We start from the raw sequence: 14,791 nt of genomic DNA on the forward strand, positions 1-14,791 counted from the left end.
CGCGACCGCGGTGTAGAGCACGCTATGCGCCGCCACGCCCTCATTCACCGACGCCGTTGCGGGTGACGAGATCGCCGGCGGCAGGTCGTTGACGTTGAGTGTCACGGCCTCGGTGGTGAAGGCACCGGAGGGATCGCTGGCCTTGATGGTGAAGTTGTAGCTGCTCTTGGTCTCGAAATCCGGCGAGGCATTGATGGTGACGATGCCGGTTGCGGGATCGATGGTGAAGGCCGCAGCGTCCGCACCGCTCAGCGAGTAGGTGACGGCGCCGCCGGCCGGGTCGGCCGCGACCGCGGTATAGACGACGCTATGCGCGGCAACGCCCTCGTTCACCGCTGCCGTCGCGGGCGATGAGATCGCCGGCGGCAGGTCGTTGATGGTGAGCGTCACGGCTTCGGTGGTGAAGGCGCCGGAGGGATCGCTGGCCTTGATGGTGAAGTTGTAGCTGCTCTTGGTCTCGAAATCCGGCGAGGCATTGATGGTGACGATGCCGGTTGCGGGATCGATGGTGAAGGCCGCAGCGTCCGCACCGCTCAGCGAGTAGGTGACGGCGCCGCCGGCCGGGTCGGCCGCGACCGCGGTATAGACCACGCTATGCGCCGCAACGCCCTCGTTCACCGACGCGGTCGCCGGTGACGAGATCGCAGGCGGCAGATCGGTCACCGAGATGCTGAAGGTCTGGGTGCTGGTGCCGCCATGGCCGTCGCTGCCCTGCACGGTGACGGAATAGGCGTGGCCCGGCGCGGACTCGAAATCGACCTTGGCCGGATTGGCGACGGTGACGACGCCGGTGTTGGGATCAATCTTGAAGCCGCCGTTCGAGGAGTCGGCCGTCAGTGACCAGGTCACGCCCGGCCCGTTGACGTCGGTGGCAACAGCGGTGATGCCGACGGTGGTTCCGATGGCGGCGCCTTCGGCGACGGCATTGGCGGCGGGGTTGCCGTCGACAGGTGTCGACGGCGGCGCATTGTTGACCGCGATCGTGAAGCTTTGCGACGAGGTGATGAAGCCGTCGTCGGCCTGCACTGTGATGGTGTAGCTGCCGCCGGAGCTCTCGAAGTCGATCTTGGCGGGATTGGCAACCGACACCACGCCGGTGCTCGGATCGATCTTGAAGCCGCCGCCCGATGAGTCGCCGATCAGCGAATACTGGACGGGAAAGCCGAGCAAGCTGTCGGCATGCGCGGTGATATTGACCTGCGTGTTCGGCGCCGCGCCTTCGATGATGGTGTTGCTTGCCGAGTTGGTGTCGGTCGGCGGCGACAGGAACGGGTTGACCGGTGGCCAGGGCGTGCCGGGAGGGCAGCCGAGATAGAGATATTGCAGGCCGTAGGTTGCGGCGAACTCCGATGCGGCGGCATCCAGGACGATATTGCCGGCCGGATCGAGATGAAGTTCGGGCCGGGTTAAACCACCGATTGTAAGGGCGGGTATGGTCGTCATGGGCACTCCTGCGACCGGCGCGAAAGCCGGTCATTCTCTACGCTTACCGGGGGAGAGAAGGTGTGAGCTGGTTCACACGCTGCGGTTGATTGTCGGCGCTCTGCACCGGATGCCGCCTGCGAATGTGCGAGAGACGATCAAAACGCGCTGTCGGCGGAATCGGGGCGCCAGCGAGCTCAAATTCGCATGCCATTCCAAACTGCCTTACTCCAGCGCCGCAGGCTGAAATTCAATCAATGTTCAAGAAAAATGCGGCGGCCAAGAAAATTTACCCTTTGGCAACCACGACCGTATTGGCGATGCAACCGGGTGTCAATGTCGCCAAATGATGGACAACCCCAGCGTGCCGGTTACCTTGCCGGCGACGTTGCATCGGGAGGTAGAGTGGCGCGATCCGCTGCTTTTCCATATCCGCGGGTGTGAGTATTCCCGCAGCAGGCCGGCGACCGGGCGCCGATGTGACGGCTGTGTGACATGGGATCGACCTCTGATTGTACCGGCGCAGGGCAGGTGCCGTCGTCGGCGGCCAGAGATGTCAACCGCCCCATTGGCCAGTTGTTCTGACCCATCGACCAGTTGTTCTGACCCATCGAATCGCCGATGTCACCGTCGGCGGCGCCCTAAGACCCTCTGAGTGCGTAACTATTTTGCTTGATCCCGGCCCGGTCTTGAACAGACTGGAGGGTGGTCACATCTGTGACGTCCGCCGCGACGATCTTTCGTCAATCCACGCGCTTCGAATCATTGCGGCCAGGATTGCGATACTCGAGTCCTTGGGGAGACGGAATTGACTGCGACTGACAAAGCGGAGCCGCTGGCTCAAGCGACCGGCCTCAAGCGCCGTGCCTCTCGCGGCCTCGCGCCGCTCGGCCTTCTGTTTGCACTGGCGCTTGCCGGCTGCGAGGACAAGGCGCAATCGCAAGCCGCGGCCCCGCCGCCGCCGCCCGTCACCGTCGCCCAGCCGGCCAAGCGCACGGTCACCGATTGGGATGAATTCACCGGCCGTTTCGAGGCGATCGAGGAGGTTCAGGTCCGCGCCCGCGTCGGCGGCTTCGTGGAAAGCGTCCAATTCCGCGACGGCGCGATCGTCCATGCCGGCGACCTGCTCTACGTGATCGATTCGCGCCCCTTCGAGGCGGTCGCGTTGCAGGCCAACGGCCAGTTGTCGGATGCGCGGGCGAAGGCGGAGCTCGCCAAACGCGAGCTCGATCGCGCGCTGGTGCTGAACCAGACCAATGCGGTTTCCGATTCGATCGTCGATCAGCGTCGGCAGACGCTGCAGGCGGCCCACGCCTCCGAGATGCAGGCCGAGGGCGCGCTGAAGGCGGCGCAGCTCAACATCGAATTCACCCATGTGATGGCGCCGATCACCGGCCGCGTCAGCCGCCACCTCGTCACCCCCGGCAATCTCGTGCAGGGCGCCGAGGGCGGCGCGACGCTGCTCACCTCGATCGTCTCGCTCGATCCGATCTACATCTATTTCGATGTCGACGAGGCGACCTATCTGAAAAACAACAAGCTGTGGTTCGAGGGAAGGCGTCCGAGCTCGCGCGACACCCCGAACCCGGTGCAGGTGATGCTGTCAGGGGAAACCAAGCCCTCGCCCTCGCATGACGGCAAGATGGACTTCCTCGACAACCGCCTCGATGTCTCGACCGCGACCTTGCGCAGCCGCGCGGTGATCCCGAACACCGATCTCTCGATCCTGCCCGGACAGTTCGGTCGCGTGCGGCTGATCGGCAGCGCGCCCTACGAAGCGCTGCTGATTCCGGATACTGCTGTCGCGACCGACCAGTCGCGCAAGATCGTCTTCGTGGTGAAGGACGACAACACGGTGGAGGCGAGGGCCGTCACCCTCGGGCCGCTGGACGACGGCCTGCGGGTGATCCGCGAAGGCCTGAAAGCGGAAGACCACGTGATCGTCGACGGCCTGCAGCGCGCCCGCGTCGGCGCCAAGGTGACCCCGCAAATGGCGCAGGCCCCGGCAAGCACCAAGCCGGCGGCAGACGCGAAGCCCGCGGCGGGTGCCAAGCCATGAATCTCGGCAGGCTCTCCATCAACCAGCCCATCCTCGCGATGGTGCTGTCCATCGTGCTTCTGATCGTCGGCGCGATCGCTTACCAGACGCTGCCGGTCTCGGAATATCCGCAGGTGGTGCCGCCGACCGTAGTGGTGACGACGCAATATCCAGGTGCGTCGGCGCAGACCGTGTCCGACACCGTCGCCGCGCCGATCGAGCAGGAGATCAACGGCGTCGAGGACATGCTGTATCTCTACAGCCAGGCGACCTCGAACGGCCAGCTCACCATCACCGTCACCTTCAAGCTCGGCACCGACCTCGACAAGGCGCAGGTACTGGTGCAAAACCGCGTCGCGATCGCACAGCCGCGGCTGCCCGAGGAAGTGCAGCGCAACGGCGTGACCACGCGCAAGAACTCGCCCGACATCCTGATGGTCGTGTTCATGCTGTCGCCCGACGACAGCTTCGATCAGCTCTATATCTCGAACTACGCGCTGCTGCAGGTCCGCGACCAGTTGCTGCGGCTCGACGGCGTCGGCGACATCCAGATCTTCGGCGCGCGCGATTACTCGATGCGGCTGTGGCTCGATCCCGACCGGCTCGCCAATCTCGGCCTGACCTCCGCCGAGGTGCTCGCGGCGATCCGCTCGCAGAACCTGCAGATCGCCGGCGGCCAGATCGCCGAGCCGCCGATCGCGGACCGCGCCTTCCAGCCGAACCTGGTCTTCACCGGCCGCCTCAAGGATCCCAAGCAGTTCGAGGATATTGTGGTGAAGGCCGGCGCCGACGGCCGCACCGTGCGCCTGCGCGACGTCGCCCGCGTCGAGCTCGGCGCGCTGTCCTACACCACCAACAGCTTCCTGTTGCGCAAATCGGCCGTCGGCATGCTGGTGACGCAGCGGCCGGGATCGAACGCGCTCGCGACCGCCAAGAACATCTCCGACACGATGGCGCGGCTCAAGACGAGCTTCCCGAAAGGGCTCGACTACAATATCGGCTACAATCCGACCGAATTCATCGCGCAATCGGTCCATGAGCTGATCAAGACCATCTACGAGGCGATGGCGCTGGTCGTCATCGTGGTCTTGGTGTTCCTGCAGGGCTGGCGGCCGGCGATCATCCCGATCATCGCGATCCCGGTGTCGCTGGTCGGCACCTTCGCGGTGATGGCGGCGCTCGGCTTCTCGATCAACAATCTGACGCTGTTCGGCCTGGTGCTGGCGGTCGGCATCGTGGTCGACGACGCGATCGTCGTGGTCGAGAATGTCGAGCGGCACCTCGAGCACGGCATGAGCCGACGCGATGCGGCGCTCAAGACGATGGAGGAGGTCGGCGGCGCGCTGGTCTCGATCGCGCTGGTGTTATGCGCCGTGTTCGTGCCGACCGCGTTCCTCGGCGGCATCTCCGGGCAGTTCTTCCAGCAGTTCGCGGTCACGATTGCGGTGGCAACCGCGATCTCCTGCTTCTGTTCGTTGACGCTGTCGCCGGCGCTGGCCTCGCAGATCCTCGTCCCGCACGAGAACAAGCGGCCGCCGGCGAGCTGGAACATCATCGGCCGCGGCTGGGACAGCTTCACGGCGCTCTTCAACCGCATCTTCGACCGGCTGTCGCACGGCTATGCCGCCGCGGCCGACTTCGTGATCCGGCACACGGTGGTGATGCTCGCCGTCTACGTTGTGCTGATCGGTAGCGCCGGCTGGCTGCTCGCGACCACGTCGCAGGGCTTCATCCCGGCGCAGGACCGCGGCTACGTCATCATCTCGGCGCAGTTGCCGGGCGCGGCGTCGCTGGCGCGCACCACCGCTGTTGTGCGCGAGATCGAGCGCATCGCGCTGGATACGCCCGGCATCATTCGTGTCGCGGCCTTCGCCGGCTTCTCGGGCGCGACGCGAACGCAGGCCGGCAATGCGGCGGCGCTGTTCCCGGTGTTCGACGAACCTGAGGTGCGCCTCAAGAAGGGGCTGTCGGCGGCCGCAATCACCGCCGACCTGCGCAAGCGCCTGTCCGTGATCCAGGGCGCCTTCATCATCGTGATCCCGCCGCCCGCGGTGCCCGGCATCGGCACCGGCGGCGGCTTCGCGATCCGCATCCAGGATCGCCAGGGCCGCGGCCCCACGCTGCTGGCCTCCGCAACCGACGAGCTGGTCGCCGCCGCGCGCAAGTCGCCAAGCCTCACCTCGGTGTTCTCGCCGTTCACCGCGAACACGCCGCAGCTGTTCGTCGATATCGACCGCGTCAAGGCGCAGAAGCTCGGCGTGCCGATCGCCAGCATCAACGACACCATCCAGACCTATTTCGGCTCGACCTATGTCAACGACTTCAACCTGTTCGGGCGCACCTACCACGTCACCGCGCAGGCCGATCTGCCGTTCCGCAAGGAGAGCGCCGATCTCGCGAGGTTGCGCACGCGCAACGCGGCGGGCGATATGGTGATGCTCGGTAGCGTGGTCGATTTCCGAGATATCTCGGGGCCGGACCGCGTCGCGCGCTACAATCTCTATGCGGCGTCCGAGCTGCAGGGCGAGCCGACGCCCGGCACCAGCTCGCAGACGGCCCTCGACGCCATCAAGAAGCTTGCCGACGAAACGCTGCCGAGCGGCTTCTCGTTCGAGTGGACCGACCTGTCCTACCAGCAGGTCACTGGCGGCAGTGCCGGACTCTACGTGTTTCCGATCTGCGTGCTGTTCGTCTATCTGGTGCTGGCCGCGCAATATGGCAGCTGGACGCTGCCGTTTGCGGTGATCCTGATCGTGCCGATGTGCCTGCTGGCTGCGACCATCGGTGTGCGCATCATGGGGCAGGACGTCAACATCCTCACGCAAATCGGCTTCGTCGTGCTGGTGGGGCTGGCGGCAAAGAACGCGATCCTGATCGTCGAGTTCGCGCGCGACATCGAGCTCGAGGGCAAGCCTAGGCTGGAAGCGGTGATCGAGGCCTGCCGTCTCCGTCTGCGGCCGATCCTGATGACGTCGTTCGCCTTCATTCTCGGCGTGCTGCCGCTCGTGGTGTCGACCGGCTCCGGATCGGAAATGCGCCAGGCGGTCGGCGTCGCCGTGTTCTTCGGCATGCTGGGCGTCACCCTGTTCGGCCTGGTCTTCACGCCGATCTTCTACATGGTGGTGCGCAATTTGGCGGAGGGGAAGAACGAAGGGAAGCCCGCCGAGACCGCGTCCGCGGCGGGCTAAAGTGTGCGGATTGGTCTCGCCGCGCAATGCAGTCGCAACGTGTTCTCGTCATCCTGAGGCTCGCTCCGCTCGCACCTCCAGCGACAAAGGCGAAGTCGTTGCGCGGGGGTGACGGGGCGATTGCTGTGCGTGCCTGCACCACAAGGCCCCATACTATTGGCTGATCCGAAATAGGTGGGCAGTCACAGTGTTATAAAATAATGTCGCGCCGATTTTCCGGATAGAAACTCTTGGGAGACAATCAATGAAATCTGGATTCCTGGCCGCCGTCGCGGCGTGCAGCCTGTTGCTTGCGGCGCCAGCGTCGGCACAAGGCGTCAAGATCGGCATCCTGAACGATCAGTCCGGCGTCTACGCGGACTATGGCGGCAAATGGTCGCTCGAGGCCGCGCGGATGGCGGTCGAGGATTTCGGTGGCGAGGTGCTGGGCCAGAAGATCGAGATCGTCACCGCCGACCATCAGAACAAGCCGGATCTCGCGACTGCGATCGCGCGGCGCTGGTACGAGATCGAGAACGTCGACATGATCACCGAGCTGACGACATCGTCGGTCGCGCTCGCGATCCATGAACTCTCCAAGGAAAAGAAGAAGGTGGACATCGTCGTGGGTGCCGCGACCTCGCGTCTCACCGGCGATGCCTGCCATCCCTACGGCTTCCACTGGGCCTACGACACCCACGCGCTCGGGGTCGGTACCGGCGGCGCGCTGGTGAAGGCCGGCGGCGACACGTGGTTCTTCCTGACCGTTGACTATGCCTTCGGCTACGCGCTGGAGAAGGATACGACCGAGATTGTCTCCGCTAACGGCGGCAAGGTGTTGGGTTCTGTCCGGGTTCCCCTGAACTCGTCGGACTTCTCGTCCTTCCTGCTGCAGGCGCAGAGCTCGAAGGCCAAGATCATCGGGCTTGCCAATGCAGGACTCGATACCAACAACTCGATCAAGCAGGCGGCCGAGTTCGGCATCGTCAGGAGCGGCCAGAAGCTCGCCGCGCTGCTGATGACGCTGGCTGACGTTCATGGTCTCGGGCTTGAAGCTGCTCAGGGCCTCGTGCTCACCGAAGGCTATTATTGGGACCTCAACGACAGGACGCGCAATCTCGGCGAGCGCTTCCTGAAGCGAACCGGCCGGATGCCGAGCATGATCCATGCCGGCACCTATTCGGCGACGCTGAGCTATCTGAAGGCGGTGAAGGCCGCCGGCACCAAGGATCCTGATGCGGTCGCCAAGAAGCTGAAGGAACTGCCTGTCGACGATGACTTCGCGCAGGGCAAGGTGCAGGAGAACGGCCGCATGGTCCACGACATGTATCTCTTCGAGGTCAAGAAGCCCTCGGAATCGAAGAGGCCGTGGGACTACTACAAGCAGATCGCCGTGGTGCCCGGCGACAAGGCGTTCTTCACTGCCAAGGAAAGCGGCTGCCCGCTGACGAAGTGATCGTCAGCTGGTTAAACATTATCGGTGTCGTCCCGGCGAAAGCCGGGACCCATAACCACCGATGTTAGTTGCTGTGCTGCGTTGCGGCCCCAGCCTTCGCAAAACTGGTTGCTGTGGCTATGGGTCCCGGCCTTCGCCGGGACGACAGCGGAATATGCCGTACACGCTCGTCACGCGTGCATGAGCCGCCACACCACGGCGCCCAGCGCCCCCACCCACAGCACGATGCACGCTGTCGCCTGGATGGCGAAGCCGCGGCTGCGCTTGGCCACCGCCTCGCGATAGCCGGTGAAATAGAGGATGCGGCCGACGATCCAGAGCACGCCGAGAAGGGCCGCGATCGCATCGCTGATATAGATCGCAAACAGCCACAGCGACGGCAGGAAGATCGGCATCCACTCCAGCGTATTCATCTGGATGCGGAACACGCGCTCGAAATCGGGATGGCCCGAAATCGCCGGCAGCTTGACGCCAAAGGCCGCGCGGGCGCGCGCCACCTGCGCCGAGGTCAAGAAGTAGAATGCGACGGCAAGGCAAGTCACGATGGCTGTGTAGTGATACATCCTGGATGTCCCCTCGTTGCGGTTCGTTGTTCTTGGTGTGTCCGGAAAGCCCGCACGCTGTTCCGGATCGCGCTTCAGTATCCCGTCATCTCGAGATAGCCGATTCCGGCGTGGCTGCCGGAAAAACGGATCGGGCCTTCCCAATAAGGGAAGCTCGTGCCCATCCAGCTCTTCGGATTGAGCGGCGTGGTTTCGATATCGAGCCCGCGCGCCGGCAGCTTGACCCGCCACGACGTCGGCAGCTTGCGGCCGTCGATCTCGGTCATGGCCGTCGGTGTGATGCTGTTGCCACTGGCTGCGATCTCGCTCGTGTGACCGTCGGGCATGATCCAGTTGCCGAACAGGTTTTCCCGGCCGTCCTTCTGGCGCAGCCGATAGAGCATCAGCTTTTCGTCGCCGGGCAGATGCAGCGAGAACCAGTCCCAGCCGGTCTGGTCGGAGGCGAGCGGCTGGCTGCTCCATTCGCGGTCCATCCAGGCGTGCCCGGTGACGTCGACCGGCTTGTCGTCGATGGTGATGCGGCCGGACGCCGTGAAGAACGGCTGGCTGTAATAGTAGGAAGCCTGTCCGCGGTCGGATTTGCGGCTATAGCCGCGATCGCCCTGCAGCACGAGCGGGCGCGCCGCGTCGAGCCGCAGCGCATAGCTGAAGTCCGCGGCCGAGGCCTTCAGGTCGAGCGGCGCGACGGTCTGTGCATTGAAGCCATCGCGGCTGCGCATTTCCCATGCGTCGATCCAGGCCTGGAACGGTGCGGCCTCGACATTGGCCTGGCCCACGCCGCCGCGCGCAAACGCCTCGGCAACGCGATGGGTTGCGGCACTGGTCACGGCGGCATGCCCCATCCAGACCTGCTGGTTGGCCCAGCCCTTGATCGCGCCGCCCGCCTTCATGGCCTGGCGGAACAGGGTCCATTGCGCGCCATAGGCGGCGCCACCAGCGTCAGCCAAATTCGCGGACACGTACCACCACTCGATCCGGAACTCCGGATGCGGGCCGTGATCGGCGGGAAAGGCGAACGGCTTGCCCGGGGTAACCGGCGCAAATCCGTCCGACGTCTCGCCAAGCCCGGCAAAGCCCTGCGCGAAGGCGTTCTGGCCAAGGCCGAAGGCCAGCGCGCCGCCTGCAAAGGCGCGGCGCGTGACCGTCGCGCTAGTGGCGATTGGTTGTTGCATGAACTGGCGCATCCGCAATCTCGCTTCGCCTCTCCCGCTTGCGGGGGAGGCCGTATCGCATCGAAGATGCGATACGGGTGGGGGCTCTTCCCACAATATGACTCGTGGTGACACCCCCACCCTGGCCCTCCCCCGCAAGCGGGAGAGGGAAAATAGCCCCTTCGTGGCCGCTGTTTGACCTCATCACATCTCAGCGCTCATTGACGAAGATCCTGATCAAATTCGCCGGCTGCATGCGCGCCAGTCTAGCGACCGGGAGAGCGGCCGCACAGAGTGCGGCGACCAGCGCGACCGCCAGCAGTTCGATCAGCTGCAGCGGGAACACGTGGAACGGCAGCCGCCAGCCGAACGCCTTGACGTTGACGATCGCAAGCAGGCACCAGGCGACCAACAGGCCGAGCGGCAATGCGAACAGTGCAGTGATCAGCGCGACCGACATGGTCTTCAACAGCTCGAGCGCCGCCAGCCGTCGCCGCGTCAGCCCGATCGCCCAGAGCGGCGCAAGCTGCGGCAGGCGCGAATTGGCGAGCGTGAGCAAGCTCGTCAGCAACGCGATGCCGGCGACGCCGAGCGTGAAGGCGTTCAGCGCCGCGGTCACCGAGAAGGTGCGATTGAAGATCCGTTTCGAATCCGCCTTCATCGTCGCCTGATCGGCGACGTTGCGGTCGTCGAGCCCGAATTTCTCCTGCAGCGCCGTCATCAGCGCCGGGATCTTGCCGGGCGCGACGCGCAGGCCCATCCGCGTCAGCGGTGTCTGTGGGAAGCGCCGGGTCAGCGCGGCGAAGTTGACGGCGATCTGACCCTTGGGATTGCCGTAGTCGGCATAGATGCCGACGATCTCGAGCGGCCACGGGCCGCCGGGGGCGGGCACCTCGATCCGGTCGCCGATGGCAAGCTTCATGCGCCGCGAAAGCTGCTCACTGACGAGCGCGGTGTCGCCGGGCCGCAGCCTGATCCAGGCGTTCGCGGTCTTTTCGAGAAGCGGCCAGTTGTCGCGATAGGTGGCGTGGTCGGGTAGCCCAAGCACTTCGATCGGCGCGCCGCCGAGCTGGGTGTCGGCGCGGCCGCCGGGCAGGATCGCCTCGACCTCGGGCCGCTCGCGCAGCCACGCCTTGATCTCGGTCGCCTGCTTATCGCTGGCGGCGTTGACATAGACGTCGGCGGCAAGGCGGCCGTCGAGCCAGACCAGGAAGGTGCGGCTGAAGCTTTCGACCATGGTGCCGACGCCGACATTGACCGCGAGCGCGAGCAGCAGCGCCATCAACGCCAGCGACAGTCCGGAGAGCTGTTGGCGGCTGTCAGCCCAGAACCAGATGCCGACCGGGCGCCGCGCGCTGCGCTCGCCAAGCGCAAGCGCGATCTGGAGGATCATCGGCAGGATCAGCGCCGCGCCGAGCATCAATGCGGCGAGCACGGCAAAGCCCGCGATCAGGGAATCGCCGAACCAGACCAGGACAGCGGCGAGGGCGAACACTGCGAGCGCCGTAGCGCTCTGGACCATCAGCCAGCGCCGCTGCGCCTGCTGCCAGGCCTGCGGTTGCGCCGACGTCAGCACCGGCATGCGGATTGCCTTGGTCAGGCTGGCGGCCGCAGCGGCGAGCGCGCCGAGGATGCTGATCGCGACGCCGGCGAGCCACCATTCCGGCTTCAGCGTCAGTTGTCCCGGGATCTGCGCGCCATAAAGGCCGCGCAGCGACGCGACGACGTCGGGCAGCAGGGCTGCTGCAATGAAATAGCCGCAGACGAGCCCGACCAGGCCGGCGACCAGCGCCAGCGACACCAGCTCGACGACGAGCACGCTGTTCAGCATCCGCGCCGACACGCCGCAGGCGCGCAAGGTGCGCAGCATCGGCAGCCGCTGCTCGAAGGCAAGCCCGATTGCGGAGTTGACGATGAACAGACCGACAAAGAACGACAGCAGGCCGAATGCGGTGAGGTTGAGGTGAAAGCTGTCGGTCAGGCGTTCGAGGTCGCTCTCCGCGCTCGGCGCAACCAGGCGCAAGCTGTCGCCGGTGACGCTATCGAGCGGCGCATGTGGCGCCCTGGACTTGCCGATCAGCAGCCGCGACAGCTGGTTCGGCAGCTTCAGGATCCCTTGCGCGATCCCGATATCGACGACGAGTGCGCCGGGCACGAGTTGCGGCTGCACGCGCAACGGCGGCAAGGTCGTGCCGTTGGCCTGCGGTGTCGCGCCCTCAGCGAGCTCGAGATCGCGCAGTGTCTCGGGTGCGACCAGCATCTCGCCGGGCGGCGCCACGAAGGATTGCAAGCTGCCTTTGCCGATCGCCGGCGCGCTGCCGACCTCCTGGGGCAATGTCACCGGCTCGATGCCGAGCAGGCGATAGGACCGCCCACCGATCTGGACGCGGCCCTCCAGCATCGGCGACACCGGCCAGCCGGCGCGGCGCAGGTCGACGAACCATTGCTGCGGAAAGGTCGCGCCGTCCTTCGGCACCAGCATTGCGGTGCGCGTGCCGCCGAAGGTGGCCGCCGCGCGGTCATAGGCATTGCGCGCCTGCTGGTTCAGCGCCTGCACGCCGCTCCACAGCGCGGTCGCCGAGATCAAGCCGATGAGCAGCGTCGCGAGCTGCATCGGATGCCGCCGCCAGTGGCTCAACAGCACGGCGAGAATCCACAGCGCGCGCCTCATGCGATCACCCCGGCATGCAGGGTCACCTGTCGGTCGAGCGTCGCAGCGAGCCGCACGCTGTGGGTGACCATCAGGAAGCCGCAGCCGGTGCGAACAACGAGATCCCGCGCCAGCGCCAGCACCTCGTCGGCGGTGTCCTCGTCGAGATTGCCGGTCGGCTCGTCGGCGAGCAGCAATAGCGGTTTTGGCGCCAGCGCGCGCCCGAATGCGACGCGCTGCTGCTGGCCGCCGGACAATTGCTCGGGATAGCGCTTGAGGAGGGGTTTGAGGCCGAGCCGCTCGACCAGCTCGTCGTGCCAGGCGGCATCGTGCCGGCCGGCGATGCGCGACTGGAAGACGAGGTTGTCGGCGACCGTCAGGCTCGGGATCAGGTTGAATTGCTGGAACACGAGGCCGAGCCGGTCGCGGCGCAATTCGGCGCGGCCGGCATCGTTGAGATCGGAGACGCTGGCGTCGGCGAGGCGGATCTCGCCGCTATCGGCGGCGTCGAGCCCGGCGATCAGATGCAATAGCGTGCTCTTGCCGCTGCCGCTCTCGCCGGTCAGCGCCACGCTCTCGCCGGTTGCAACCGAGAGGTCGACGCCGCGCAGCACGGCGACCTCTTCGCCTGCGGCGCGGTAACTCTTGGTCAGGCCGGTGACGCGGAGCACGGCGGATGTCTGGTCAGGCGAAGCGATGGCCGGGCCTCACTGCGGCTTCCGCGAGCGCGATGAAAATGGCTGCACGGCGAAGAACCGATCTGTTCATGAAATACCCCGACGTTGATCGTGGCGAACATAGCATGACATGGCAGATCACGGCTTCAAATCGCGCTGCGACGCGATCCGTGATCGGATGGCGGCCGTCAATATGCGACCCGGCGGCGCCCCGTGCGCGGCGCGGAATATTCCCGGGGAAAATGCGGTGTTGCCTTGTCCGGCAAGGCGTGGCTAGCATCGCTCGGGGCCGATCTTAACAGAGCCAATAACGATACGACGGGGAGCCAGACATGACCATGCAATCGACGCCCGAGACGCCAAAGGGCGCCTGGAAGATCACTTTTCTCCTGTTCCTGTTCATGCTGGTGAACTTCGCGGACAAGATCGTTGTCGGCCTCGCCGGCGTGCCGATCATGACCGAAATGAAGCTCGAACCCGAGCAGTTCGGTCTGCTCGGCTCGTCCTTCTTCTTCCTGTTCTCGATCGCGGCGATCGTGGTCGGCTTCATTGTCAACAGCGTACCGACGCGCTGGGTGCTGCTGGTGCTGGCGCTGGTCTGGGCGCTGGCGCAGTTTCCGATGGTCGGCAGCATTGGCTTTACCACGCTCCTGATCTGCCGCATCATCCTCGGAGCCGGCGAGGGACCTGCGGCTTCGGTCGCGGCGCATGCCATCTTCAAATGGTTCCCGGACGAGAAGCGCACACTGCCGATCGCGATCCTGTCGCAGGGGTCGGCGTTTGGCGTGATCCTTGCCGTGCCGGCGCTGAACTGGGTCATCGTCAACTATAACTGGCACTACGCCTTCGGCGCGCTCGGCGCCGTCGGTTTGATGTGGGTCGTGGCGTGGATGATCCTCGGCCAGGAAGGCCCGCTGGTGCAAACCGCGGCGTCGGCTGCAGACGAACGGCGGATTCCCTATGCCCAATTGTTGACCTCGCGAACCTTCGTCGGCTGCGTCGTTGCCACCTTCGGCGCCTATTGGGCGCTGTCGCTCGGGCTCACCTGGTTCACGCCCTTCATCGTCAAGGGCCTAGGCTTCTCGCAGCAGCAGGCCGGTTTCATCTCGATCCTGCCCTGGGTGTTCGGTGCCGTCACCGTGATCCTGACCGGCTGGATCTCGCAGCTGATGCTGGCGCGCGGCTTCACCACCCGCGGCGCGCGCGGCGTGCTCGGCGCTGCCCCGCTCGTCGTCGGCGGCTGCATCCTCGCCACGCTGCCCCACGTCGCGCCGGGCGGATGGATGATCGCGCTGCTCGTGGTCGGCTCGGGCCTGTGCGGATCGATCTATGTGGTCTGCGCGCCGATGATCGGCGAATTCACTCCCATCTCGCAGCGCGGCGCTGTGATCTCGATCTACGGCGCGCTCTATACGCTCGCGGGCGTCCTGGCGCCGACCGTGATGGGCAGCGTGATCCAGCGCGCGGGTGATACGCTCGCGGGCTATATGACGGGCTTCACCATCAATGCGGTGATCCTGGTCGTCTCGGGCCTGCTCGGCCTGGCGCTGCTGTGGCCGAACACCGAGCGCGTGCGGCTGACCGGCACGACGCAGCCGGTCGATGCGCTGAAGGGCGCGGTGTCGCCGACGTAGGGGAGCAATCGCGTATCCGCGTACTCCGTTTCG

The 14,791-nt window shown here is 65.6% G+C and carries 9 protein-coding genes; 4 read left to right on the top strand and 5 right to left on the bottom strand.

The features are described 5' to 3' along the window. The coding region (locus ACFFWD_RS24745; protein WP_376969478.1) for a cadherin repeat domain-containing protein at nt 1-1,443 on the bottom strand (1,443 nt) is incomplete at its 3' end. 814 nt (nt 1,444-2,257) lie between these two features. On the opposite strand from ACFFWD_RS24745, the gene ACFFWD_RS24750 reads away from it, so the two are divergent. The 3 genes from ACFFWD_RS24750 to ACFFWD_RS24760 all read left to right on the top strand — a co-directional run bounded on the left by ACFFWD_RS24750 (nt 2,258) and on the right by ACFFWD_RS24760 (nt 8,083). After that, nucleotides 2,258-3,481, top strand: a complete 1,224-nt coding sequence (locus ACFFWD_RS24750) for an efflux RND transporter periplasmic adaptor subunit (protein ID WP_376969529.1) — start codon at nt 2,258-2,260, stop codon at nt 3,479-3,481. Beyond that, nucleotides 3,478-6,648 carry an efflux RND transporter permease subunit gene (locus tag ACFFWD_RS24755; RefSeq protein WP_376969480.1) on the top strand — a complete coding sequence of 1,057 codons (3,171 nt, stop codon included), beginning with the start codon at nt 3,478-3,480 and terminating at the stop codon, nt 6,646-6,648. The genes ACFFWD_RS24750 and ACFFWD_RS24755 overlap by 4 nt, the downstream gene beginning before the upstream one ends. 244 nt (nt 6,649-6,892) lie before the next feature. Further along, nucleotides 6,893-8,083 (top strand): ABC transporter substrate-binding protein, encoded by a 1,191-nt coding sequence (locus tag ACFFWD_RS24760; protein WP_376969482.1) that lies wholly within the window; start codon nt 6,893-6,895, stop codon nt 8,081-8,083. Between the two features lie 170 nt (nt 8,084-8,253). Here ACFFWD_RS24760 and ACFFWD_RS24765 read toward each other — a convergent pair whose 3' ends face one another. The 4 genes from ACFFWD_RS24765 to ACFFWD_RS24780 all read right to left on the bottom strand — a co-directional run bounded on the left by ACFFWD_RS24765 (nt 8,254) and on the right by ACFFWD_RS24780 (nt 13,118). Beyond that, entirely contained in the window at nt 8,254-8,646 is a 393-nt protein-coding gene (locus ACFFWD_RS24765) for an MAPEG family protein (protein WP_376969484.1), read from the bottom strand. 74 nt (nt 8,647-8,720) lie between these two features. Continuing rightward, nucleotides 8,721-9,818: a lipocalin-like domain-containing protein gene (locus ACFFWD_RS24770; protein ID WP_376969486.1), complete on the bottom strand. Its 1,098-nt coding sequence runs from the start codon at nt 9,816-9,818 to the stop codon at nt 8,721-8,723. Between the two features lie 190 nt (nt 9,819-10,008). Next, nucleotides 10,009-12,468, bottom strand: a complete 2,460-nt coding sequence (locus ACFFWD_RS24775; protein WP_376969488.1) for an ABC transporter permease — start codon at nt 12,466-12,468, stop codon at nt 10,009-10,011. Beyond that, on the bottom strand, nt 12,465-13,118 hold the full coding sequence (locus ACFFWD_RS24780) for an ABC transporter ATP-binding protein (RefSeq protein WP_376969490.1): 654 nt from the start codon (nt 13,116-13,118) through the stop codon (nt 12,465-12,467). Before ACFFWD_RS24780 ends, ACFFWD_RS24775 begins: the two co-directional genes overlap by 4 nt. A 338-nt stretch (nt 13,119-13,456) precedes the next feature. Here ACFFWD_RS24780 and ACFFWD_RS24785 point away from each other — a divergent pair, with 338 nt between their 5' ends. Further along, complete coding sequence (locus tag ACFFWD_RS24785; protein WP_376969492.1) at nt 13,457-14,758, top strand: MFS transporter; 1,302 nt, start codon at nt 13,457-13,459, stop codon at nt 14,756-14,758. Nucleotides 14,759-14,791 lie beyond the last annotated feature (33 nt).

The organism is Bradyrhizobium erythrophlei (genome assembly GCF_042430365.1).
GTDB lineage: Bacteria > Pseudomonadota > Alphaproteobacteria > Rhizobiales > Xanthobacteraceae > Bradyrhizobium > Bradyrhizobium erythrophlei.